This is a genomic window from Enterococcus sp. DIV2467a (assembly GCF_050532945.1).
In the GTDB taxonomy this organism is placed as follows: Bacteria; Bacillota; Bacilli; order Lactobacillales; family Enterococcaceae; genus Enterococcus; species Enterococcus faecalis.
This window is the reverse complement of sequence record NZ_CP172896.1, coordinates 2,643,551-2,668,165: the sequence shown is the minus strand read 5'-3', so window position 1 is coordinate 2,668,165 and position 24,615 is coordinate 2,643,551. Positions and strand designations below refer to the sequence as shown.

Below are 24,615 nucleotides of genomic sequence, written 5' to 3'. Positions count from 1 at the left end.
AACTTTTATGAAATTCAATACCAAATTAATTCATGGCGGCATTAGCAAAGACACAACAACAGGTGCAGTGAGTGTTCCTATTTATCAAACGTCAACCTTTGAACAAAATGGCGTGGGCCAGCCAAAAGAATATGAATATTCTCGTTCAGGTAATCCCACACGTCACGCGTTAGAAACCTTAATCGCTGAGTTAGAAGGTGGGAGCCATGGCTTTGCGTTTAGCTCAGGCTTAGCTGGTATTCATGCAATCATTTCTATGTTTGGACCCGAAGATCATATTTTATTAGGTGACGATGTCTATGGGGGGAGTTTCCGTTTATTGGATAAAGTGTTTGTAGCAAATGGGTTAAGCTACACGATTGTAAACGCCAGCGACTTATCAACAATTGAAGCCGCAATTCAGCCAAATACAAAAGCCTTGTTTTTGGAAACACCAAGTAATCCACTGTTAAAAATTACAGATATTGAAGCGGCAGCTAAGCTTGCTAAAAAACATCAGTTGTTAACTATTGTCGATAATACATTTGCGACGCCTTATTTTCAACGGCCGTTAGCGTTAGGTGCTGATATTGTGGTTCACAGCGGGACAAAATATTTAGGGGGCCATAGTGATGTAGTCTCTGGTTTAGTCGTAACGAATCATCCAGAAAGCGCAGAAAAGATTGCCTTTTTACAAAATGCGATTGGTGCTGTTTTAGGACCACATGATAGTTGGCTGGTCCAACGTAGTTTAAAAACATTAGGCGTCCGGATGGCAGCGCATGCCCAAAATGCTCAAAAAATCGCAGAATTTTTAGAAGCGCATCCAGCGGTAGCAACGGTGTATTATCCAGGACTAGCGAGTCATCCTGGTCACGAAATTGCGCAAAAACAGATGTCGGGATTTAGTGGCATGATTTCTTTTGAATTAGCCAAGGATGAGCAAGTCGTTCCTTTCGTAGAAGCGTTGGAAATTTTTACTTTAGCGGAAAGTTTAGGTGGCGTAGAAAGTTTAATTGAAGTACCTGCCATTATGACTCACGCATCTATTCCCAAAGAAAATCGTGAAGCTGTGGGAATTAAAGATGGACTCATTCGTTTATCTGTAGGAATTGAAGCAGTCGAAGATTTATTGGCTGATTTAGAAAAGGGATTACAAGCATAAACAAAAGGCCCTCGTCTTTAGACGAAGGCCTTTTGTTTATAATTCTTCACCATTCGTAGCAATCACTTGTTGATACCAAGCAAACGATTTTTTCTTTCGCCGTTCCAACGTTCCGTGACCATCGTTGTCTTTATCTACATAAATGAAGCCATACCGTTTCTTCATTTCGCCTGTACTAGCGCTCACTAAATCGATGAATCCCCAAGGTGTATAGCCCATCAAATCAATGCCGTCATACGCAACGGCTTCTTTCATCATCTCAATATGTTCACGTAAATAAGCGATTCGGTAAGTGTCGTTAATCGTTCCGTCTGGTTCTAACTCATCAATAGCGCCAAAGCCATTTTCGACAATAAAAAGTGGTAATTCATACCGATCATTGAACCAATTCATTGCATAGCGTAAGCCCATAGGATCGATTTGCCAGCCCCAATCAGATGTTGCTACATAAGGATTTCGCACCAAGTCTTTTGCTTCATTGTAGTCAAAAGTAGGGGCCTTTTCTGCACCTTTCACAGCAAACGACATGTAATAGCTAAAGCCAATATAATCAACACAGCCATTAGCTAAATCAGTTAAATCTTCTTTTGTGACATCTAATGAAATGTTTTTTCGTTTCAAATAGCATTGAATTGCACTTGGATAATGACCGCGGACATGAACATCGGTAAACCAATAACGTTTTTGCATTGCGCTAACACTCATCATCATATCCTCAGGATTACAAGAATAAGGATAAATAGGCACCATCGCAATCATACAGCCAATTTGGAAGTCGGGATTGATAGCGTGGCCAATTTTCACTGCACGTGCGCTAGCGACTAGTTCATAATGAGCAGCCTGATACATAATTGCTTCGCGGTCTTCTCCTTCCTGGTAAGCAATACCAGAGTTAGTAAAAGGTGCAAAATCTTCTTCATAATTGGCTTGGTTGTTAATTTCGTTAAAGGTCATCCAATATTTGACTTTTTTCTGGTAACGAGTGAAACAGACTTCAGCAAATTTGACAAAAAAATCAATGACCTGGCGATTGCGAAAACCGCCATATTTTGTGACTAAATGATAAGGCATTTCAAAGTGAGACAGTGTCACAACTGGCTCAATGCCATTTTTCAAACACTCGTCAAAAAGTGCATCATAAAAACGAAGGCCTTCTTCATTGGGCGTTTCTTCATCTCCGTTAGGAAAAATTCGTGTCCAAGCAATAGAGGTTCGGAAACAATTTAAACCAAGTTCTTTGAATAGTTGAATATCTTCTTGATATCGATGGTAAAAATCAATCGCTTCATGGTTAGGATAGTGTTCATCTGGTAAAACGCCTGCGGTAATTTTACGAGGGACGCCATGTGCACCGGCAGTCATTACATCCGCCACGCTCACCCCTTTACCGCCTTGGTCCCAGCCTCCTTCTAATTGATGAGCAGCGACAGCGCCGCCCCAAAGAAAATCATTTTTCAAAATTGACATATCGTTTCAGTCCTTTGTTCAAATTTTTATACATTTTGTGCTTCGACTTTTTCAAGGGTTTCTTCAGTAATTGGTTGATTGGTTTCTTCTGCGTAATTAAGTGCATCCATTTTTTTAGCAAACGGTAAATAGATAAAGAAACTCATCGTCAGTACCACTACTTGAAGCAACGCGGCTTGCCAACCACCAACTAAAAGTCCAGAAATGATTGGAGGAGTAGTCCAGGGAACTTGTACCGCAGTAAAGAGAGGAACCAGTCCTGTGTACAAGGCAAAATATGTCACAACAGAAGAAACAATCGGTGTGATAATGAATGGCACAGCCATGATTGGGTTCATCACGATAGGTGTAGCAAAGACAATTGGCTCGTTAATATTGAAAACAGCTGGCCCAATTGAAAGCCGACCTAATTGCTTAAACTGAGCTGATTTGGCAAAGAAAACCATGAACACGACTAACCCGATTGTCATGCCCGCACCAGTGACCGTTAAAAATTGATCTAAAAATTGTTGTGTAACAATATGGCCACCATTAGCCAGTGTTAAGTCTTTTCCTGATTTCAAAATTTCGGTGTTTTCTAAAGAGTTTGCTTGTAAAATAGGGCCCATGATACCGCCAACGATTGTTGACCCGTGAACACCGAAAAACCAAAAGAGCGGAATGACAAAACCTAATAGTAATGCGCCACCTAGTGAATCTGTGACTCCTTGAAGTGGTGATTGTAGCACTTCGTAAATAAAGTCAAAGAATGTCGTATTGAAGACTTTATCTAGAAGAATGAAAATTAGCATTGCACCAGTTACAATGACGCTGGCAGGAATTAACGCAGTAAAGGAATTGGCCACATTTTCTGGTACAGCTTCTGGTAATTTGATACGAATATCATGACGTAAAAACCAACTATATGCAACGCCGACTAACAAACCAACAATAATAGCTGTAATCATCCCTTTGCCAGCTGTCCAATCTTTGTTGATGACATTGCCAACTACTGCGCCAGAAACCGCATCTTTGACTTCAGATGACATAAACAAAATGAAAACCACCATGGCAATCATGCCCGCTGGGAGGCCTTCAAATCCCTCGCTTTTTACATATGAGTAGGCAATACCGATGACCGCAAATAACGACATAATCGCAAAAGATGCACCATATGCTTGATTGAAATAAACAGCCAGGCCACTTGCGTTAACCCATTCAGAAATAGCTGTAACTGGGAAATTCGCTAATAGAAGAAACACGGAACCAACAATGGTAAAAGGCATCGTGTAAAGCATCCCGTTCCGTAAGGCAGTAATTGCTTTGGTATTGACGAATTTTAGTACTGGAGGTAATAATTTCTCGTTAATCCATTCGTTCATAAAAATCTCTCCTTTGAAGAATAATATAAATGCAAATGTATCCGTTTACATATTTACTATATAAGCTTATTTGAAGAAAAAATAGACTTTTGCTTGAATGAGAAACATGTACCAAGAAAAAAAACAAAAACATAATAAGTTGCCTTTTTATTTACGTTCTGCTTTGTCGTGTAGCGAGTTATTGACTTGATCATTGTCAATAACTCGCTACACATGTTAAGAAGCCAGAAAAGATGTTAATTTTCATTTGCTCTTTTTAACCCGATGGCTTTTTTTGCGAATAAATTGAGCTTTCTAAAACAATTCTTCTGAAATAATAGGTTCATGGGTGTTTTTGACAGTAATCCATTCGGCGTCTAGAATGGATTCGTTAGTATGCCTTATTAAGAGGTCTCGCCGTTTACTCGCATTTCCACACCTGTAGTAAGTGAGATATTGTTTACATTTACGAACTACACGCTTAGGGCATTGTGTCGACTAATCTATTTCGTAAAAAATGAAATCTTCCTTTTCATCATCTATGGCGAAAAGGAAGATTATTTATTGCTGTGTATCGATTGTTCTTTTTAGAATTCAAAATCCATGATAAGATTAAAGATGAAAAAACACTTTGCTTATTATAAAATACAGCACTGGTTTTAATTGAACACTAGAAGGATAAGATAACTAGGAAATTAGTTTTAATAATTCAATGATAAAGAATAAAGAGGAGGAACTTTCATGGCGGAGGAAATTGATGTTACTTTGTATTCTACTGATGCTAGTTTTAGTTGGAATGGGTACAACTATCAGGGAAAAGTAGCTTTATTTATGGCTTTAAATAAAATCGAAGTACTTAACGACACAAATGAAGACTTAAATGAGTATTTTTTAGAATTAGAGTGGCTTGAGGATTTTTCAATTAAAAAGAACAGTGAATATATTACTATTCATCAAGTCAAAACTTACAACACATCAGCAATGTCTAGTTACAAGGAGGCCATATGGAGTCTATTATTGAAAATATTAGAGTTCACCACTCTTGAGAAAGCTTATTTGCATACCACGAATGGCTTGAATATACCAGAAGATTTCTTAGAAAAACATGGTATCAAAGAACCTGTTAATCCTGTAAAAAATCCTAGAATTAAATCACCATATGAAAGTTATAAAGCAGTCGTTGATTCGGGACAATATGATAGTCTTGTTGAAAAGCTTGAACTGTATAATTATGGAGATCAAGATAATGAAATGCGCTTTTGCTCATTTGATGATATTGAGACAAAAATAAAAGAGAAGATTCTAGCCTTTACAGGGAATAATGCTAGTGCAGAACGAATTGATAGGGCGTATCTTTGCCTACTGGGTCTAGTGGATTCGAATATCAAAGAACGACATAAGGATATTCAAGAAGGGATAGAGAAAGAGAAGGTTACTATAAAATTTGTTGACATCAAAAAAGTTGTTGAACAGAATCATGATCTGCCCAGTAGAAAATATACAATATATTACATGAAGGATGAGTTTCAACGAATGGCTTCACAGTATGTAGTCGAAGTTCTTGAAAACGAATACAATATGGGATATATATCTAGACATAATTATGATTTGTTTAAGATGACACTTGATGAAGTATACGCCTTAGATGACAATGAATTCTACGAATTTTGTTTAAAAATTTCACCTGACAACGAAGTAACCGATGAAGACGCAAATAATGCGATGAAATTTTTGACTAGCTGTCTTCCTAAGCAAGGATTGGAGAATTGTTTTTTTGAGATAATAAAACAGATACAAGAGAAAGTTCATAGAAAAAAATGGGTTTTCCACAAAAGGATGAGTGATTATAAAAATGTTGTGTATTTACCTTCTACTATTCTTGATGATGATTCTCCCATTAGAAATGATTTACTGATAAAAAGGATACATAATAACGATAATCCAGATTTGTTAAGAGAAGTAGAAAAAATAATCACTAAGAATATTACAATAAGCTCTATAGACGAAAATAGAATATATAAAAATATTCCTGAGCCGGACAATAGTAATAACACAGGACAAAATGAAGAATATCATAATCGGATTACAATAATGAAAAAAATTGGTTTAATTAAGCTTGATGAAGCTAAGGAGGAATTAGAGTGAACGAAGTCATTGATAAAATTTTTTCTAATAATGGTTTTGAAAACATACCAATACCCAACCCTTTTAGCGATGAGATATCTTTTTGGGGAAATTATTCTAAAACAGCAACGAATTTCTATTTAATTGTGTATATGAATGAAATTACGGAAGACTTTATAACAAAACAAGTTTCAGAATATTTTAATATCATTAAGACAATTGAGAGAGGTTACGATGAGAGGATAGATAAGAATTTATCCATGTTAATTTGTCTAAAGAATAATCATATTGAAAGTTTGTCTAAGTATAAAAAAATTTTTGAAATTGAAGAAGATCCTTATTTTTTTAAAAAATATTTACTTAGCTATAATGAGGATTTTGAAAAAACAAAAAAATATATTCTGAACGGAGAAAATATCAACATTACAATCAATAATATTATTAATGATGTAGAAAAATTTAATCAGTATAAGCTAGGGACGGATACTGATGATGCGAAATTATATGAGATTTGTACAAAGTTAATGACTAAAATTCCTTTTATTAGTTTGAATCACAAACAAAGTGATTTAGTTGACCTGTCTAAAACAATTGGGCTATGTTTGGAAAAGGATAATCTCATGGAAAGTAGAGATAAAATTTTGCAATACTTCGAGTTAGAGGATGAAGAATTTATTGACAAAATAGTTGAAAGTATTGACTTGGAGAATGTTGACTATGAATAAACTAAGAATTAATAAAATATATTTGAAGAATTTTAAACATGTTAATGAAGCTGAAATCAACTTTAATAACAATGACTTGATTGTTCTTGATGGTCCAAATGGATTCGGGAAAACTACTATTTTTGATGCAATAGAGCTAGTAATGACTGGAAAAATCAGTCGAATAACAAATACTATCGACCGTAGGCTGGGATATGAATATAACTTATTCTCAAATAAGAGTGAGATCGATACAGAAGTACGAATAGAATTTGAAAATAATGAAAATAGAATTGTAATAGCTAAAAGGATAGACTCAGAAAGGCGATTTACTCAAAGTGATAAGAAACCTGATAATTGGAATGTTTTTCAAACTTATCTATTACCAGAATTTATGTCTATTTTCGAAGATGAGCAGCAAATCCCTGCTAAAGAAGTAGAAAACATCTTGGATATTCCTGATTTAGAAAGATTTTTCACTTTATTTTATTATGTACAACAAGAGGAAAATACGCTATTTTTGAAAAAAAATGGAAGAGAACGTATGGAAGCTATATCTTCATTGTTTGATACTAAAGAAGAAGAGAGAGAGTTATCAAACATCAAAAATGCAAAAAAAAGGATATCTAATAAAAAAAGAGCTGTTAGCGAACAGATTAAAATCACTAGACCTCGTTTAGAGGATTTAGCGAATGAGTTAGGTAAAATCAAGAGAGACGACAATGGAAATACATCGTATTTCAAACTTTTGGATAGAACTCCAGTGTTAGAATGGGATAGAGAAAATATAACTGTCGACATAACAACAAGAGAGAAGTATCTGAATGAGCTCAGATCAATATATAAATTAAGAAAGGATGTTGAAGATTTTCTTGGTACTCAATTCAATAATCAAATAGATGATTACCTCAAAAAAAACGAGCTACTTCTAAATACAATCAATTACTCTAATTTTCTTGAAAAATATGATGAATATACTGCTTTAAAAATAAAAGAAAGATCATTAAAACGTTTAGAAAAGGCATTCTCAAAATCAGAAATTGAAAAAAATATAAATATATCCACTTTTAAGGATATAGATAAAATTTTACACTTATCTCTAAACATTCCAGAGATACAAAGTTATATAGAGGATTTAAAGTTAACAAAATCAAAAATGAGTAATTTTTCAAAAACAGTCCAGGAATTTAAGAACACTAGAGAAGATTTATTGAAGAGTTTTGATAAGATTAAGCGATCAGAAGATACCGATTGCCCTTTGTGCGGTGAGCCGTTTGATTCATATAGTGATTTATTAGAGTCAATTCGAGAAAAAGAAAATAAATTTGAGGAGTTGACTGATAAAGAAGGTAAGCTATACGAACAGAAACTAGACAATATAAATTTAAAATATATTGTAAGTATCAAACAAGAAATTGAAAATTATTTTTCTGAGAGTAAGAATATCGTATCTGAAGGATTTTATGATTCATTAACATCAGCAGTAAAAATGAAAGCTCAGATATTGGAATTTATTAAATGGTGTAAAAAGAATAATTTACAGCTCGATAAGTTTCTAAATATTGACAACATTGAAATTACTAACAGTGAAACTCAATTTCAAGAATTGACCCAATATATATTGTCGAAAAAGAAAACTATTAGTACTAACTACAAAGAACATGGAAACAAAAAGTTTATGTTTGAGAATATTTTTAATTCTAATGAGGCGGAGTTAAGAAGTGTTGAGCTAGAAAATATTCGAAAGAAAGCAGAATATATTAATCTTCTCTTTTACAGTAGTGGATCAAAAAAAGTAAAAGAATTAAGCGAAGGTTTAAAGAAAGATGAAGAACAAGAAAGAAAGTTGATTATATCTGAAAAAAAAATAAGCAAGATTATTGGTATTTACGAAAATAAGATTGCTAGTCATTGGAGAAAAATTATTAGAGATATTGAGATTCCGTTCTATATATACAGTGGAAAAATTATCCAAAACTATCAATTAGGATGTGGGTTATTCATACGTGAAAAAGATAATTATGAAAAAAGTATCATGTTTGTGTCTGGTTTGGAAAATGATCATGATGTAATTAATTATTTATCATCTGGTCAGCTTTCTGGATTAGTGATAGCTTTCACGCTAGCATTGAATAAAGTATACGAGCAGAAAGCATTAAGTGTTCTATTAATAGATGACCCTGTTCAAACTATGGATGAAATAAATATTGCATCGTTTGTAGAGCTGCTAAGAAATGATTTTAGGCATAAACAAATAATTTTATCTACTCATGAAGAAGAGATTTCTAAATACATTCGTTATAAGTTTTCAAAATATAATTTGAGCACAAAGAGAATCAATGTAAAGAATGAATTAAATGATATAGAATAGAGAGAATGTGTCAACTTTACTTATGACATTAGAGCGAGAGCCCACAATCTTAGTGATTGTGGGTTCTCTTTAGATATGGGTGAGTCCATCTAATTAATATTTTTTATTTGTCTTTAAGAAAGTTAACGCTTCTGTCCCGACCCCTTTTGTGAAAAACAACTAGAAAGGTGTTTCATCTAGTTCCTTTAAAAGTTGACTTGCTTGATGAGCTAGGAGTTCAATTAAAGCAATGACAGGGATTTGAGTGGTTGTATTAACTGATTTATCTGCAAATGGAGAACGTTCGTCGGGCATATAATAGGAGATGTTGTAGTCAGCCAAGCGGGCAATAGTTGAATGTTGATTGTTGGTAATGCTTAGCACTTTGGCGCCAGCTGTTTTAAAATCGGTCATTTGTTTAATCATTTCATTGGTTTCCCCAGATACAGACAGAATCAAGGCTAATGTATTTTCAAATCCGCGCTTGGGGATAGGCGTAAAGGGGTCAGCAATACTGTAAGAATTGATATTTAAGTTGGCAAAATAACGACTGCCATAACTACCTAAAATTCCGCTAGTACCAATGCCAGTAAAGGCAACGTGACGTGCTTGAACAATCATTTGAATTGCTGGACGAAGCATTTCGTAATAGGTTTCTTGGTTTAATTTTTTCAAAAAAGCATCGACGTGAACCGTGGCATCATAAAAATTTTCAAACGTTTGTGTTTGTTTGGCTTCTTCTTTCACTGCATATTTTAATTCAGAAAAACCAGCATAGCCCATTTTGTTACAAAATCGTAGAATCGTTGAGGTGGAGACATGACAGGAAGTAGCCAGTTGGCGAATGGTCTGTTGAGGGATTTGGTGCAGGTGTTCCAATACATAATGGTAAACGAGCATTTCTAATTCATTCAAGGTCTGAACCTTCTCTAAATCAAACAAAGTAATCCTCCTTTATATAAAAACTGAATATGTTATTTTTTTGTGTAAATCAAATAAACCAATTCTTATTTTTCTTGAAAAAAATGTAAAATAACTCAATAAAAAGTTTCTTATTTCCTATTTTACAAAAAGTAGCCCAATTATCCTAGTTTTTCTCTTTTTTCTTTTAAAAATAACAATGCGCACCCCTAGAGTTTTTTGAGAAAACAAGCTAAAATAGATAAGAAGAGAAAAGGAGGCGTTGATGTGGCACGGGAAGTAATTTTATTTATTGCAGCGAGTATTGATGGTTTCATTGCGGACAAAGCGGGCGGTGTTGCTTGGTTAGAAGAGAATATTCGTGGCGATGAAGAAGATCGTAGTTACGATGAAATGTATGAAAAAATAGACACTGTGGTAATGGGGCGGACTACTTATGATCAAGTTACACAAGAATTGTCCCCAGATGTGTATTTTTATGAAGACAAGCATTCTTATATCATTACCTCTCATCCAGAACCATCAACTGCTTCAAGAACTTTTACCAAGGAAGATCCAGTCACATTAATTCGTCGTCTCAAAGAAGAAGACGGCGCGGGAATTTGGATTGTTGGAGGCCCAAAAGTGGTTCAACCGCTTTTGGCAGCTGATTTAATTGATACCTTCATTTTGACGACAATACCACTGTTTCTGGGTGAGGGCATTGCTCTATATGAGACAATGGCTCAATCAATCCCAGTTCGTTTAAAACAGGTTTATCAAAAAAATGAGTTGGTTTATTCGATTTATCAACGTGAAAACAAAAATTAAAAAATAATTATTCGGTTGGGCAAGTTGCTTTCAAGGTTTTGAGTTTCTCATAGGGCGAGAGGAACAAAGCAACAGTTGTCTAGCCGTTTGTGTTGTTTTTGATTAACAAAGAAATGGTAGAGGAGAAAAAAATGAAACATCAGATCAAAAAAAGGTTGTATATTTCACCTGTTCAAACAATTGTCTTAGGCTTTTTTTTATTAATTGTTGTAGGCACAATCTTATTAATGATGCCTTTTTCTGCACAAGCTGGACAAAAAACGCAATGGATTGATGCTTTTTTCGTGGCAACTTCCGCCGTCTGTGTTACAGGGCTTTCGCCTTTGAATACGGCGGAACATTGGAGTCCTATCGGGCAAGTTATTATTATGATTTTGATTGAATTAGGCGGCTTAGGCTTTTTAACCGTTGCCACGATTTTCTTTAGTTTGCTGCGGAAAAAAGCGTCACTAAGTGTACGGATGTTGTATCAAGAAGCGTTAAATGTTAGTGAAGTTTCCGGAGTTTTTCGTTTAATGAAATATATTATGAAGTTTGCGGCCATTATTCAATTACTTGGAGCCTTCTTGTTGTCCTTTCAATTTGTGCCAACATTTGGGTGGAAAAAAGGGTTGTTTTTTAGTCTCTTCCATGCCGTTTCGGCATTTTGTAATGCTGGCTTTGATTTGCTAGGGGATAGTATGGTTCCTTATCAAAATTCGCCTTATCTTTTACTAGTCATTAGCTTTTTAATTATAGCTGGCGGCTTAGGATTTATTGTGTGGCGCGATATTTTTGCAATGATTAAAGGCTATAAAAATAAAATTAAGCACCGTGTTAGTATTCATACACGCCTTGCTTTAACGGTGACCACCACCTTTTTAGTCTTAGGGACCGTTATTTTTTACATTTCAGAATATCGCCATTTTCCAGCTGACATGTCTTTTTGGCAGCGTCTTGTCAACAGTTGGTTCTTGTCGGTTACACCAAGAACGGCTGGCTTTTATTCAGTTGATTATTTGAAAATGAGTAATCCAGGCCTGATTGTCACGATTTTGTGGATGTTTATTGGTGGCACTTCAGGATCAACCGCTGGCGGCTTGAAAACCACTACGTTTGGTGTGCTATTTTTACAATTTCGTGCAATTTTTAAAGGGAAACAGCGAGTGGAATTCCATGAACGCACAATTCCTGAGCGAGTAGTGCTCCAAGCATTTACTTTGTTCTTCTTGGCAACTTTTTTATGTGTAACTGCTTCGGTTATTCTCTCGTTTACAGAAACATTACCTTTAAAAAACGGGATTGAGTATATTGTTTTTGAAGTGATTTCTGCATTTGGAACGGTCGGTTTAACAATGGGGTTAACACCAGATTTAACTGTTTTTGGTAAACTGGTGATTATTTTTCTAATGTTCGTCGGTCGTGTGGGTGTGTACACGGTGTTATTGTCATTAATTAAGAAAGGCTTGGAAAGTCAGTCGAAAGTTCAATATCCAAAAGAATCAGTGATGATTGGTTAATAGAGAAAGAGGGAAATAGAATGGAATTTTTAGGTATTTTATGTTTGATTTTAATTACAACGACTTTAGCAGGTGTTGCTTGTAAAAGAGTAGGAATTCCTGCGGTAATTGGGCAATTGCTAGTAGGGATTGTGTTAGGTCCAGCGATGTTAAATATTGTGCATCAAGATGTGTTTGTGCATGACTTTTCAGAAATTGGTGTCATTATGCTGATGTTTATTGCTGGAATGGAATGTGAATTGGAATTATTGAAAAAATATGCGAAACCTAGTGTCATGGTCGCTATTTTGGGCATCGTTTTACCGGTTGGTTTTACTATGTTGATTGGTCAGCTGTTTGCTTTTTCTTGGAAAGAAGCTTTTTTCCTTGGGTTAGTTTTAGCAGCAACGTCGGTCAGCATTTCAGTAGAAGTATTAAGAGAGTTGAATGTTTTAAGTAGTAAAGAAGGTGCAACGATTCTTGGGGCTTCCGTCGTTGACGATATCGTGGTCGTGATTATTTTAAGTGTCGCTGTCGGCATGATTGGTGCAAGTACAGGCGGCAATACAGAAGTCAGCTTTATTGTTAAGTTAATTGAACAAGGCTTATTCTTTATTGGGATTTTCTTTTTGGTCCGCTTTATTGCTCCCTATTTACTACGTTTAAGTCAAAAAATGAACATTGGGTCGTCTGTTATTATCATGTCATTGATTATCTGTTTGGGCATGGCTTATTTGGCTGATTTAGTTGGTTTAAGTTCTGTCGTAGGTGCTTTTTTTGCAGGGATTGCTGTGGGACAAACGGATGCAAAAACAGAAATTGATTTCAATATTGAAGCTATTGGCTATGCCGTGTTTATTCCCGTCTTCTTTGCCAGCATTGGCTTATCAGTGACATTTAACACGTTAGGAAAAGATTTACCTTTTATTTTGGTAATGACGATTATGGCGATTTTAACGAAATTACTGGGCGGCGCCTGGGGAGCGAAAATGGTTGGTTTCTCCAATACAAGTTCTTTAATGGTCGGTGCTGGGATGGTTTCGCGTGGGGAAATGGCATTAATCATTGCGCAAATTGGCTACCAATCTAAACTACTTTCAGAAGCGTATTATACGAGCATGATTGTGGTAATTATCTTAACGACCTTAGTTGCACCGTTCTTATTGAAATACTTTGTTAAAAAACAAGAATCTGCGTTGCAATAAAAAAAGATGAGCAGAAGTTGTTGACAAAAAAATAAAATAGCTATATGATGAGTTCAAGATAAACGACTACATTTGTAGTCGACAACCTTGAACTCTTTTTTTATTGATGAAGGAGGAATTTAACGAGTATGGCAAAAGATAAATTAGCGACAATTACAGATGCAGAGTGGGAAGTCATGAGGGTTATTTGGACCCAAGGCAAGACCACGAGTCGTGAAGTGCATACACTTTTAAATGAGAAGAAAGAATGGAAATCAACGACCGTCAAGACGTTACTAAGTCGTTTAACAGATAAAGGGTTAGTTGGAACGGAGAAAGCAGGTAATAAATATATTTATTATCCGCTAGTAGAAGAACGTCGGAGCGTTGAAACGGTGGCAGACGAACTTTTAGCTAAAGTGTGCAGCCGTAAAGTTGGTTCCGTGGTGGAAACAATTTTAACAGAGAGTCAGTTGAGTTATGACGATTTGGATCGATTAGAGGAACTCTTGAAAGAGAAGCGCAAGACGGCGGTTGAATCCGTCCCTTGCAACTGTATTCCTGGTCAATGCCAATGTCATTTAATTTAAAAAGGAGTGAAAAAAATGGAAAGTAAAACGTTTGATATTGAAGGGATGAGCTGTGCTTCCTGTGCCCAAACGATTGAAAAGGCTACGGCGAAGTTACCTGGGATGGCAAAGGCAAGTGTCAATTTAGCTACGGAAAAATTAAGTGTCACGTATGATCAGACGGAAGTCACAGAAGAAGAAATTAAGGAAGCTGTGTCAGATGCTGGTTACAAGGCGATTAGCCCAGCCCAGCAACGAACGTTTGCGATTGAAGGAATGAGTTGTGCTTCCTGTGCCCAAACGATTGAAAAAGCTGTGAACCAATTATCTGGTGTTCAACAAGCGATTGTTAATTTAGCCACGGAAAAACTGGTGGTTAGTTATGACGACCATCAAGTAACGAGTGCTGAAATTATCAAAGCAGTTACGGATGCAGGTTATCAGGCGACAGAAGAAGTCGCTGCCGGTGCAACAGCGGACCAAGATCGTGAAAAGAAACAAAAACATATTGCTGAGATGTGGCAACGTTTTTGGATCTCAGCGGTGTTTACAGTACCCCTTCTTTATATTGCGATGGGACATATGGTAGGCTTACCATTACCGGATTTTTTGAATCCAATGACACATGCGACGACCTTTGCAATGGTTCAATTGATTTTGACGTTACCCGTTCTATATGTCGGCAGAGAATTTTTCACAGTCGGTTTTAAAGCATTATTTAAAGGGCATCCGAATATGTTTTCTTTGGTAGCTTTAGGAACCAGTGCTGCTTTTGTGTATAGTTTATATGGCACAGTCATGATATTCTTAGGAGATACAAGTTTTACAATGGCTCTGTATTATGAATCAGCGGGTGTTATTTTAACTTTAATTACATTAGGAAAATATTTCGAAGCTGTTTCAAAAGGGAAAACCTCAGATGCGATAAAAAAATTAATGGGTTTAGCGCCGAAAACTGCTCATATTTTACGTGATGGCGCAGAAATTGAAGTGCCAGTTGATGCTGTTCAGTTGGATGACATTGTGATTGTTCGCCCAGGAGATAAAATCCCTGTTGATGGAGTGATTGTTTCAGGCAGTAGTTCTGTGGATGAAGCCATGTTAACGGGCGAAAGTTTGCCTGTTGAAAAGAAAGTCGGTGATGCAGTAATTGGTGCTAGCATCAATAAAAATGGCAGCTTTCAATTCAAGGCGACAAAAGTGGGAAAAGAGACGGCCCTCGCCCAAATCATTCAATTAGTGGAAGATGCGCAAGGCTCAAAAGCGCCGATTGCACAATTAGCTGATAAAATTTCGGGTGTTTTTGTCCCAATCGTCATTGGTTTGGCTGTTCTTTCTGGCTTGGCTTGGTTCTTTTTAGGACAAGAGTCATGGATTTTCGCTTTGACAATTACTATTTCTGTGTTAGTGATTGCTTGTCCTTGTGCGCTCGGCTTGGCAACGCCGACTGCGATTATGGTGGGGACAGGTAAGGGCGCTGAAAATGGCGTTTTAATTAAAAGTGGGGATGCTTTAGAAACCACTCACAAAATTCAAACAATCGTGTTTGATAAAACAGGGACTATTACAGAAGGCAAACCGGTGGTTACAGATATTTTAGTTGCTGATTCAGCACTTTCAGAAGCTGAGTTACTAACATTAGCAGCTTCTGCAGAACAAGGATCAGAACACCCCCTAGGTGAAGCGATTGTGGGAGCGGCTAAAGAACGTCAATTGCCATTAGCAGAAGGAAGCGATTTTTCAGCGATTCCAGGTCACGGCATCCGTGTGACAGTCAACGAACGAGTCCTACTTTTGGGCAATATAAAATTAATGAAAGAAGAAGCCATTGAGCTATCAACGTTTGTTCAACAAGCGGATCGTTTGGCAGAAGAAGGGAAGACCCCAATGTTTGTGGCAAAAGATGGTTCGTTTGCGGGTATCATTGCGGTAGCAGATACTGTGAAGGATAGCAGTCAAACAGCCATTGCACGTTTGCATAAAATGGGGATCGAAGCCGTGATGATTACGGGAGACAACAAGCGTACTGCAGAGGCGATTGCAAAACAAGTAGGTATCGATCGTGTCTTAAGTGAAGTTTTACCAGAAGATAAAGCGTTAGAAGTGAAAAAACTACAAGCAGAAGGCAAAAAAGTTGCGATGGTGGGTGACGGTATTAATGATGCACCAGCACTTGCCCAAGCAGATGTGGGGATTGCTATTGGTTCAGGCACAGATGTTGCAATGGAATCGGCCGACATTGTGCTAATGCGTAGTGATTTAATGGATGTGCCTACAGCAGTTGAATTAAGTAAAGCGACCATCAAAAACATCAAAGAAAATCTTTTCTGGGCATTTGCCTATAATACATTAGGTATTCCAGTGGCTATGGGTGTGTTACACTTATTTGGTGGACCTTTGTTAAGTCCGATGATTGCAGCAGCAGCTATGAGTTTTAGTTCAGTCTCTGTCTTACTAAACGCCTTACGCTTAAAAGGATTTAAACCTTCGACGGTGAAAAAAACTAGTGGAAGTCAAAAATAAAATTGAAAAGGATGAAGTGAAATGGAAAAAACAGTAAAAATTGATGGGATGAAATGTGATGGCTGTGTTCAAGCGGTCACTGAAAAATTTAGTGGAATTGACGGCGTAACGAATGTTGCGGTTCACTTGGCAGATCAAACAGCCGTTGTGACAGCAGATCGTGAAGTAAGCCAGGATGAACTGAATACCACGTTGGCAGATACAAAATTCAAGGTTGTCAGCGAATAACAAAAAAACAGGGCCTACCATCATGAGTAGACCCTGTTTTTTTGTTATGGAAGTTTTGCTTTGATTTCCTGATAAATCTTAGTTGTTTCTTGACCCTCACGCGCAGTATAATAATAAACTTTCTTCCGCGTTTCTATTTTCAGAATCGGATGACTTTTTGTATAAATTAGTAAATAAGCAGGTTTTCCAGCGACTTTAAATTCTCCTGTTAAGTAACTATCTGTCGCAGCACCCATTGTGCGGATGCGTTCTTGAGGTAAGTCATCAATCAAAGAAACAGCAGTGATTTGGTTAAAAGGAATTGACCTTGTTTTTGCTAATGGGGCAGATAACTCAATTTGTTTATTTTCAATAGTTGCTTGAAAGGCATGACTAGAAAAATCATTTATAAACATCGGCACTGTGGCAAAGAACAGCACCGCAATCGTTAAAATACCAGTAGCGGCTAGAATAATTTTCCCAGCAGGCCGTCCTAGGTTAATGGATAAATTCATACCAATGCGATCAGGAACCATGATTTTGGGGTCCTTTGGATTGATATAAATCCCATACCTCCAATATTGATCATCATCCCCATAGCGATAATCGCCAGCCTGTAAAACGAATTGATCTTGTTTTTTGCGCATTGAAAATAGGTAGTAGAAGAGAAAGCCTACATAAACAAACAAAAGAATAAAATAACAAAAAGTAAGAGCCATCGCAACCGTATAATCAATTACAATTGTGAAAGTTGGTAAAATGGTTAGCGGTGCAAAAACTAAGGCTGATAAAACCATTAAAACAGACCAATGATGACGAAATAAATCATTGATTTGCTGATTAATTTTTGAGTCACTAGTTAGCGGTTTGACAGGTAAGCGCGCAATAAAATAATAGCCGCCAATGAACAAACTTAACATCAAAACAGTAATTAAGAAAAGAATCCAGGAACCAATCGCCGTTTGCAAGGAATAAAAGCCCCCAGCAAAAGTAAGAATAATTGCAGGTAAAAACCACCAAAATGAAATAAGTTTCTGGTTTTTATTTAAAACTAATTGCGTATCGATTAAGAGAGGACGCTTAGGTAGCAACCAGCCGTTTTGCATTTTTAAAGCGGCCATTTTGCGAATATAAACGATTTGCAGATAGTAGCCACTGCCAATAAAACTAAATAAAAGTAACAGAAAAAGGAACAATAAAATCGAATCATAAGGAATAAATAACAAAGGTAAACTAAGAACACTAAAAACGGCTGCTAGTTGAACCAAGCGTTTTTTATAACGTTTTCGGATTGCTTGAACGCTGGGATCTTGTAGTTTATCTTCTGGTAAAGTGTTTTCCAAAATAATATTTTTGTGAGGATTTGCATAAATCCCCATAGTAAATGCCATAAAAAAAGCGACAGAAACTAGGATGAAATAAAAGAATACCGCCATTATAATGCACGCCCTTTCGAATCAAAATTTTGATAAATTTTCTGAATAAGTGCTTGGATTTCTGCTTCGGATTGCTGATGTAAAAAACTTTCAGCCAACAGAAGTTCTAAACGCTCATGCAATTGCTGTTGCCAAACAGCGGTAGCAGGTAACTTTGCGGCAATTTTGGTGCCGTTACGACGGTCAGTCACAATATAACCTGATTGCTTTAACTTATTATAAGCTTTTGAAACAGTCATCATATTGACCCCGATTTCGTCCGCCAATTGTCGGATAGAAGGCAAACTTTCATTGGGAACCAGTTCACCTTTGGCAATGCCTACAATGATTTGATCAATGAGTTGCTGATAGATGGGCTGTTCGCTTTGTTCATCTATTTCTAAAAGCATCGAATCACTCCTGTCTCATTTGTGTTATCTGTATTATATATCCTAATACAAAAAGAGTTGGAAAGCAAGGAATTTAGAGTAAATGGTTGTTTCTGTTTAAAGAGAAGCATATAATGAAGAAGAACGTAAAATGAAAGGACGATGAAAATATGACAGCAATTGAACCAAAATTAACAGAGAAATTCCATCAAGATTTCTTGAACAATAATAAACAAAATGCCTTACAACGTAGTGTAGTAAAAAATGGTATCAGCGCTTCAGGTGAATCTGTACAAGGAGCCGTGAATAACGTACCCGTCTTTTCAGTCGACTTAGCTACTGGAAAAGTGGCCAATCAAAAACAAAGCGGTCGCTGCTGGATGTTTGCGGCATTAAATACATTTAGACATAGAATGTTAAATGCGTTTCAATTAAAAGATTTTGAATTATCACAAAACTATACATTTTTCTGGGATAAATATGAAAAATCAAATTATTTCTATGAAAATATTATTGCAACAGCCGATCAACCGTTGACTAGTCGTAAAGTGGCCTTTTTATTAGCTACACCACAACAAGATGGTGGGCAATGGGATATGATCGTTTCAATTTTTGATAAATATGGCGTAGTGCCTAAAACGGCAATGCCTGAAAGCAGCAACAGTTCCAATTCACGTGATTTAAACAACTATTTAAATAAAAAATTACGCAAAGATGCAACAATTTTACGTAGTTTAATTGAAAAAGGCGCTTCTGCTGAAGAAGTCCAAAAAAACAAAGAAGCAATGTTACAAGAAATTTATAATTTCTTAGCAATCTCTTTAGGAACGCCGCCAGAAACCTTTGATTTTGAATACCGTGACGAAGAAAAAAATTATCATTTGGATCAAAATCTAACACCGCAAACATTCTTTGAAAAATACGTTGGCGTTAATTTACATGATTATGTAAGTATTATTAATGCTCCTACAGAAGATAAACCCTTCAACAAAACATACACTGTTGAAATGTTAGGGAATGTTGTCGGCGGCAAAGAAGTTAAATATTTAAATGTAGAAATGGCTGCTTTCAAAAAATTAGCTGCTGCACAATTGGAACAAGGCGAATCTGTTTGGTTTGGTTGTGATGTCGGACAATCTTCAACACGTGACACAGGAATTATGGCATTAGACGTTTACGATATGAACGATCTTTTTGATATTGATTTTACGATGACTAAAGCAGAACGTTTAGACTTTGGTGAAAGCTTAATGACACACGCCATGGTTTTAACAGGTGTTGATATCGTTGATGGTCAAACAACAAAATGGAAAGTGGAAAATAGCTGGGGCGAAAAAGTCGGTGAAAATGGCTTCTTCGTTATGAGCGATGCGTGGATGGACGAATACACTTATCAAATCGTTGTGCACAAAGATTTATTAACTGATGAACAGAAAAAAGCTTGGGAACAAGCGCCAACTGTTTTGGCACCTTGGGATCCAATGGGAGCATTAGCATAAAACAGAAAAAGAAGGCCCCCGCCGTCATGGCGGGGGCCTTCTTTTTACGTTGGGCGGCGAATTTCACGGATTTCGCCCAATGTTGTATAATCATTGCCTGCTAAACGAGCAATCGGTTGGAGTTTTTCAGGTAAAATGTACTGATGTTCTTCATCGAAAACGGCTGAATCAAAATAGAAATCGGTAATTTCTACAATGAATAAATCCGTAATAATTTGACCTTTATGGTTAGCAATAGGTACATATTGATGTAAGCGAGCTTCCATCCGAATCGGCGCGGCTTTGATTGCTGGAACAGTAACAGTCTGGCTGGCAATGGTTTCAATACCGAATGTGTCAATTTCACTGATCTCTGCTGCTAAAGACGCCGAAGTCTGATTCATTTGAGTAAGAACGTCTTCGTTAACGAAATGGATGACAAGTTCTTTAGTAGCCAAGATGTTTCGTGCCGTATCTTTAGGCTCTTTGTCTGGTCGTAAAATGGACAACGTTGCTAAAGGAATTTCAGCTGCCGCTGCATTAAAGAAACTAAAGGGAGCAGCGTTGACGACACCTGTAGCTGTATCTTGTGTCGTAACCCAAGCGATTGGCCGAGGAATAATACTTCCTGATAAAAATTTATACGCTGTTTTTGCAGATAACTCGTTACTATTGTAATGAATCATAGGAGCCTCCTAGAAAAATACTAATTTCGTTGAACATTCGCATCTGAAGTATCGAAAGGACGCACAAATTCTTCAATCCCTGCCCGTTTTGGTTCTAAAAATGGCGGTAATGATAATTTTTCACCAGCGTGTTCATAGGTTTCATCCTCTAAAAATCCAGGACCATCGGTTGCCAGTTCAAATAAAACATGTGTTGCTGCCAAGAAATATTCAGATTTAAAGTAAAAACGTTCCACAAAGCCAGAATTAGGAAATTCCAAACGATTAATTTTTTCAATCCAGAAACGTAGTGCTTCCTCATCGGCAACGCGCAAGGCTAAGTGATGGACATTGCCGTAGCCTTCTTGGGCCGCTGGCAAATCTTCTCGATGCTCTACGATAATGCTGGCACCATTCCCACCTTCGCCAACTTCAAATAAATGGAAACTACCTTCAGCATCAATCAATTTGAACCCTAAAACTTCAGTTAAAACTAGTTGCAGATGTTCGTAATTTTCGACAGTTACAAAGGCTGGTCCTAAGCCGATTAAAGCATGTTCACTAGGGACGTTAGATTTTTTCCAAGGCGTGCCGGCTGCAACACCTTGGTTCTTTTCATCAGAAATAAGTTGGTAACGTTGATTGTCAAAGTCTTCAAATTCTAAATACTTTTTACCAAAACGTTCTTGAATTTCTCCATGATCAATTGCATATTCATTAAAGCGTGATACCCAGTAATCCAAAGCATCATCATCTTTTACACGGAATGAAGTACGAGAAATTGTATTGGTTCCTTTGGTTCCTTTAGGTAAGCCTGGAAAGTCAAAGAAAGTCATATCTGTTCCGGGAGAGCCGGCATCATCAGCAAAAAATAAATGATATGTTTCAATATCGTCTTGGTTGACAGTCTTCTTAATTAAACGTAGACCTAAAATATCGGTGAAAAAGTGATAAATTTTTTCAGCACTTGAAGTCATGGCAGTGACGTGGTGTAAACCTAAAATTTGTGTATTCATAATAAAAATCCTCCTAAAAGAAAAATAATTTTTTAATTAATTAACTTACTAAAAGTAAGCTTAAATGATTAGTCCTAAAAATGCAAAAGAAATGTCTCGAATTCGAACTATTATTTTTTAGTTGATTTTTTAAAAAAATAAGAATATAATGACCTGAGATATTTTAATACATAAACTTTCGTAAACATCGCCGGATGCTTGCGACTAAAGTGTTAATGAACAGTTCTTAGGCCATAGCTGAACTGTTTGTTGGCACTTTTTTTGTTTGGAAGGGAAGGAAAACAAGATGAGTAAAGCTTGGTTAAAAGTTATTTTTGGCGCTTTTTGTGAAGTGATTTGGGTCATTGGCATGAAGCATAGTACAACATGGTGGGAGATTTTAGGGACAGTAATCGCAATCTTTATCAGTTTTTATGCGCTGATTAAAGCAGGAGAGGAATTGCCAGTCGGCACAGCCTATGCTGTATTTGTCGGCTTAGGTAGTGCTGGAACTATTGTAACAGATCATTTTTTATTCCACACACCATTGGGCATAGGAAAAGTTCTTTTTCTGTTGCTGTTATTAATAGGTGTAATTGGCTTAAAAATGGTAACTGGAAATAAAGAGGAGGAAACAAGATGAGTTGGTTATACTTAGTCATTGCAGGCTGTTTTGAAATCTTTGGCGTAGGTTCAATTAAATTATTTACAACAAAAAAAGACTTACGTTCATTGTTAATTTTAATTCTAGCGTTTAGTGGTAGTTTCTTATTCTTATATTTAGGGATGAGACAATTGCCGATGGGCGTTTCTTATGCAGTTTGGACAGGAATTGGTACAGCAGGAGGCGCTATTTTAGGAATGCTCTTAGGTGAATCAAAAGACCTACGCCGGATATTTTTTATTTTTTTAATCATTGTTTCTGTGATTGGTTTAAAATTAATTGGTTAGAAGACGAGAGAACATTGTTTGGATTATTGAAAGACAGGTGAGTAAAATTTAAAAAGAGACAGAACCAAATGCGGTGTTCTGTCTCAAAATAGCTTTTATTTTACAAGGTTACTATAACGTGTCGCAAATTCATTGTTGTAGGACTTGCCGTTGACATCTTGACCAACGTCCCAATTTGCAGACCAAGTCATTAAGCCACGGATAGGATTACCGTCTTTTGCTAACTGATCAAAAGTTTTGGCTACAGGGGTAGCCTCAACGACATAGCCGCTACCAGCAGCATCCCGATTTGCTGGTAAACCAAGGACTAATTTATCGTTTGGTATCTGTAGATAGCCGCGCGTGCCATGGATTAATGAATCAGACATATAATAGAGGAACTCGTATTTTAGAGCATCGTTGCTTTGAGCAACCCAAGTCATAATTTCATCGACCCAGACACCGTCGCCGCCTTGGTTATATAATTGTGGGGCAATGTAATCATAATAACCATTTAGGGAAGTAATGTATGTTTCATAAGCGGCACCAGGTTTTAAATAAGGGAATTCTGGCGCCATCGTAATGATGAAATTTTTTCCTTGTGCTCGATAATGGTCTTTGACTATTTTCAATGCAGCAGGGATGACGGTTTGGTTGTCGCCAGCAGTAATCGCCAATTGCTCTAAGTCAATGTCTAAACCATCAAAGCCGTATGTTTCCACTTGACGAATGATTTCATTCGCAAAGGCTTGTTCATCGCCTTTGACTAATTGGATATGTGCATCTGCTCCACCAAGTGCCAATAAAACTGCGCGACCTTGACTATTTAATTGTGCGACTTCTTGTCGGAAGGCAGTGTCTGTTTGGTTATAAGGCTTGAACGTAGGAATCCGTGTCGTGCCATCGCTTTTCATGAAGGAAACCGGTACGACATTGTAGGCTTGATTTACTTCTGAAAGGTTCAGTGATGCTGATGTTCCTTGTTTGTAACCATCGCGTCCTTTTGAGGCCCAGTTATGCCAATATCCAACCAACACTTTTTTGCCAGAGATATCTACCATCGTATCCGCAGCATCTGCAGAAGCTTGAGTAGGCGTTAACCACAAGCCAACTGCTACGGTTGAAAGAAGGAGAAAAGCAGGAATTATTTTTTTTAGCTTCATTTTTTGAGAACTCCTTTAATGTAGTTTAAGATGTGAGTATTTTTATTGAATGTTCACATCAATCGCTTGGTAAAAGGCGTTCACCGTATCACCAATGCCCCAGACAGCGTAAATGACATGATAACCTTTGCGGTCTGTCGGAATATTAATTGTTTGTTTAACAACTTTATTAGGAACTTCTTGTTTGCCGTCAATTGAAGCAATTTTGTCGAAGTTTTTAATGTCTAATGGTTGATTGGGATTCCAGCCATTTTTAGTAATATAGTAATCCCAAGAAGCAGTTCTATGTTGGGCAGTTAAGTTCCAAGTGATGTCAAGGGGACCTGTTGTAATGTTTGTTTTGTGCCAACGAGTAGCTGTTTGTTCATCCAAAGGTTCAAAACCTGAGACACCTGCACTGGCTAATTTACCAGTAATAAACGTATTTTTGGGCGCTTCGATACTTTGAGGTTCCCATTGTGCACGACCAACATTTGTATTTAAGTTACCACCAGCAGAACTACCAAAGAAAGCACGACTTCCAGGACTTGCTACGTAACCATGAGCCTCCGAAACAGTAGGGGCCAATGCAGCGCCACCTAAAACAAAACTAAAAGCCAGGACGATTGTTAATAAACTCTTTTTCACGAAAAAAACCTCCTAAAAAATTATTTTGTATGCGCTTACAGATAGGAATATAACATAATAATCTTTCGGATACAAATAATAAGAAATGTTATTTTTAAAAATAAAACAATATTTTTTAAGTAATATTAAGAA

At 36.8% G+C, this 24,615-nt stretch carries 22 protein-coding genes; 13 read left to right on the top strand and 9 right to left on the bottom strand.

From position 1 onward, the window contains the following. Window positions 1-7 precede the first annotated feature (7 nt). Window positions 8-1,144, top strand: coding sequence for a cystathionine gamma-synthase (locus tag IGL80_RS12575; RefSeq protein WP_002358342.1), 1,137 nt, complete (start codon window positions 8-10; stop codon window positions 1,142-1,144). Window positions 1,145-1,180: 36 nt separating this feature from the next. Here the strand turns inward: IGL80_RS12575 and genA are convergent, their stop codons facing one another. Together genA and genB are read right to left on the bottom strand one after the other, a co-directional pair. Next, window positions 1,181-2,611 carry a 6-phospho-beta-glucosidase GenA gene (gene genA / locus IGL80_RS12570; RefSeq protein WP_002358345.1) on the bottom strand — a complete coding sequence of 477 codons (1,431 nt, stop codon included), beginning with the start codon at window positions 2,609-2,611 and terminating at the stop codon, window positions 1,181-1,183. 26 nt (window positions 2,612-2,637) lie between these two features. Continuing rightward, window positions 2,638-3,972, bottom strand: coding sequence for a PTS sugar transporter subunit IIC (gene genB / locus IGL80_RS12565; protein ID WP_085366524.1), 1,335 nt, complete (start codon window positions 3,970-3,972; stop codon window positions 2,638-2,640). Between the two features lie 720 nt (window positions 3,973-4,692). Here genB and IGL80_RS12560 point away from each other — a divergent pair. Genes IGL80_RS12560 through IGL80_RS12550 form a run of 3 tightly spaced genes read left to right on the top strand, consistent with a single transcriptional unit; the run spans window position 4,693 to window position 9,150 of the window. After that, window positions 4,693-6,096 carry an ABC-three component system protein gene (locus tag IGL80_RS12560; protein WP_002358348.1) on the top strand — a complete coding sequence of 468 codons (1,404 nt, stop codon included), beginning with the start codon at window positions 4,693-4,695 and terminating at the stop codon, window positions 6,094-6,096. Continuing rightward, on the top strand, window positions 6,093-6,800 hold the full coding sequence (locus IGL80_RS12555; RefSeq protein ID WP_002358350.1) for an ABC-three component system middle component 1: 708 nt from the start codon (window positions 6,093-6,095) through the stop codon (window positions 6,798-6,800). Before IGL80_RS12560 ends, IGL80_RS12555 begins: the two co-directional genes overlap by 4 nt. Next, a complete protein-coding gene (locus IGL80_RS12550; protein WP_002358351.1) occupies window positions 6,793-9,150 on the top strand; it encodes an AAA family ATPase in 2,358 nt (785 codons plus the stop codon). Before IGL80_RS12555 ends, IGL80_RS12550 begins: the two co-directional genes overlap by 8 nt. Window positions 9,151-9,309: 159 nt before the next feature. On the opposite strand, the gene genR is transcribed toward IGL80_RS12550, so the two are convergent. Then, window positions 9,310-10,071, bottom strand: coding sequence for a MurR/RpiR family transcriptional regulator (gene genR, locus IGL80_RS12545; RefSeq protein ID WP_002355208.1), 762 nt, complete (start codon window positions 10,069-10,071; stop codon window positions 9,310-9,312). 198 nt (window positions 10,072-10,269) lie between these two features. Here genR and IGL80_RS12540 point away from each other — a divergent pair, with 198 nt between their 5' ends. From IGL80_RS12540 to IGL80_RS12515, 6 genes are all read left to right on the top strand, one after another. Beyond that, on the top strand, window positions 10,270-10,860 hold the full coding sequence (locus IGL80_RS12540; RefSeq protein ID WP_002386047.1) for a dihydrofolate reductase family protein: 591 nt from the start codon (window positions 10,270-10,272) through the stop codon (window positions 10,858-10,860). A gap of 131 nt (window positions 10,861-10,991) precedes the next feature. Next, a complete protein-coding gene (locus IGL80_RS12535) occupies window positions 10,992-12,359 on the top strand; it encodes a TrkH family potassium uptake protein (RefSeq protein ID WP_010708245.1) in 1,368 nt (455 codons plus the stop codon). A 20-nt stretch (window positions 12,360-12,379) separates the two neighbouring features. Further along, complete coding sequence (locus IGL80_RS12530; protein ID WP_002355211.1) at window positions 12,380-13,543, top strand: cation:proton antiporter; 1,164 nt, start codon at window positions 12,380-12,382, stop codon at window positions 13,541-13,543. 128 nt (window positions 13,544-13,671) lie between these two features. Then, entirely contained in the window at window positions 13,672-14,112 is a 441-nt protein-coding gene (locus tag IGL80_RS12525) for a CopY/TcrY family copper transport repressor (RefSeq protein WP_002358353.1), read from the top strand. Between the two features lie 15 nt (window positions 14,113-14,127). After that, window positions 14,128-16,614, top strand: a complete 2,487-nt coding sequence (locus IGL80_RS12520; RefSeq protein WP_002377899.1) for a heavy metal translocating P-type ATPase — start codon at window positions 14,128-14,130, stop codon at window positions 16,612-16,614. Between the two features lie 21 nt (window positions 16,615-16,635). Further along, window positions 16,636-16,842 (top strand): heavy-metal-associated domain-containing protein, encoded by a 207-nt coding sequence (locus IGL80_RS12515; protein WP_002355215.1) that lies wholly within the window; start codon window positions 16,636-16,638, stop codon window positions 16,840-16,842. Window positions 16,843-16,886: 44 nt separating this feature from the next. Here the strand turns inward: IGL80_RS12515 and IGL80_RS12510 are convergent, their stop codons facing one another. Together IGL80_RS12510 and IGL80_RS12505 are read right to left on the bottom strand one after the other, a co-directional pair. Then, entirely contained in the window at window positions 16,887-18,257 is a 1,371-nt protein-coding gene (locus IGL80_RS12510; RefSeq protein WP_002358355.1) for a DUF5808 domain-containing protein, read from the bottom strand. After that, the gene (locus tag IGL80_RS12505; RefSeq protein ID WP_002358356.1) at window positions 18,257-18,646 is read right to left on the bottom strand and encodes a GntR family transcriptional regulator; all 390 of its coding nucleotides are present in this window, start codon (window positions 18,644-18,646) and stop codon (window positions 18,257-18,259) included. Before IGL80_RS12505 ends, IGL80_RS12510 begins: the two co-directional genes overlap by 1 nt. Window positions 18,647-18,795: 149 nt before the next feature. On the opposite strand from IGL80_RS12505, the gene IGL80_RS12500 reads away from it, so the two are divergent. After that, complete coding sequence (locus tag IGL80_RS12500) at window positions 18,796-20,124, top strand: aminopeptidase C (protein ID WP_002358357.1); 1,329 nt, start codon at window positions 18,796-18,798, stop codon at window positions 20,122-20,124. 44 nt (window positions 20,125-20,168) lie between these two features. On the opposite strand, the gene IGL80_RS12495 is transcribed toward IGL80_RS12500, so the two are convergent. Continuing rightward, window positions 20,169-20,789 carry a flavin reductase family protein gene (locus IGL80_RS12495; protein ID WP_002358358.1) on the bottom strand — a complete coding sequence of 207 codons (621 nt, stop codon included), beginning with the start codon at window positions 20,787-20,789 and terminating at the stop codon, window positions 20,169-20,171. Window positions 20,790-20,809: 20 nt separating this feature from the next. After that, window positions 20,810-21,784 carry a ring-cleaving dioxygenase gene (locus IGL80_RS12490; protein WP_002358359.1) on the bottom strand — a complete coding sequence of 325 codons (975 nt, stop codon included), beginning with the start codon at window positions 21,782-21,784 and terminating at the stop codon, window positions 20,810-20,812. A gap of 265 nt (window positions 21,785-22,049) precedes the next feature. Between IGL80_RS12490 and IGL80_RS12485 the strand changes: the two genes are divergently transcribed. Continuing rightward, window positions 22,050-22,406, top strand: a complete 357-nt coding sequence (locus IGL80_RS12485) for a DMT family transporter (protein WP_002386054.1) — start codon at window positions 22,050-22,052, stop codon at window positions 22,404-22,406. Continuing rightward, complete coding sequence (locus IGL80_RS12480) at window positions 22,403-22,714, top strand: DMT family transporter (protein ID WP_002355223.1); 312 nt, start codon at window positions 22,403-22,405, stop codon at window positions 22,712-22,714. Before IGL80_RS12485 ends, IGL80_RS12480 begins: the two co-directional genes overlap by 4 nt. Before the next feature lie 95 nt (window positions 22,715-22,809). On the opposite strand, the gene IGL80_RS12475 is transcribed toward IGL80_RS12480, so the two are convergent. Together IGL80_RS12475 and IGL80_RS12470 are read right to left on the bottom strand one after the other, a co-directional pair. After that, complete coding sequence (locus tag IGL80_RS12475; RefSeq protein ID WP_002364979.1) at window positions 22,810-23,856, bottom strand: chitinase; 1,047 nt, start codon at window positions 23,854-23,856, stop codon at window positions 22,810-22,812. Window positions 23,857-23,898: 42 nt separating this feature from the next. Then, window positions 23,899-24,483, bottom strand: coding sequence for a lytic polysaccharide monooxygenase (locus IGL80_RS12470; RefSeq protein WP_002355225.1), 585 nt, complete (start codon window positions 24,481-24,483; stop codon window positions 23,899-23,901). Window positions 24,484-24,615: the final 132 nt, after the last annotated feature.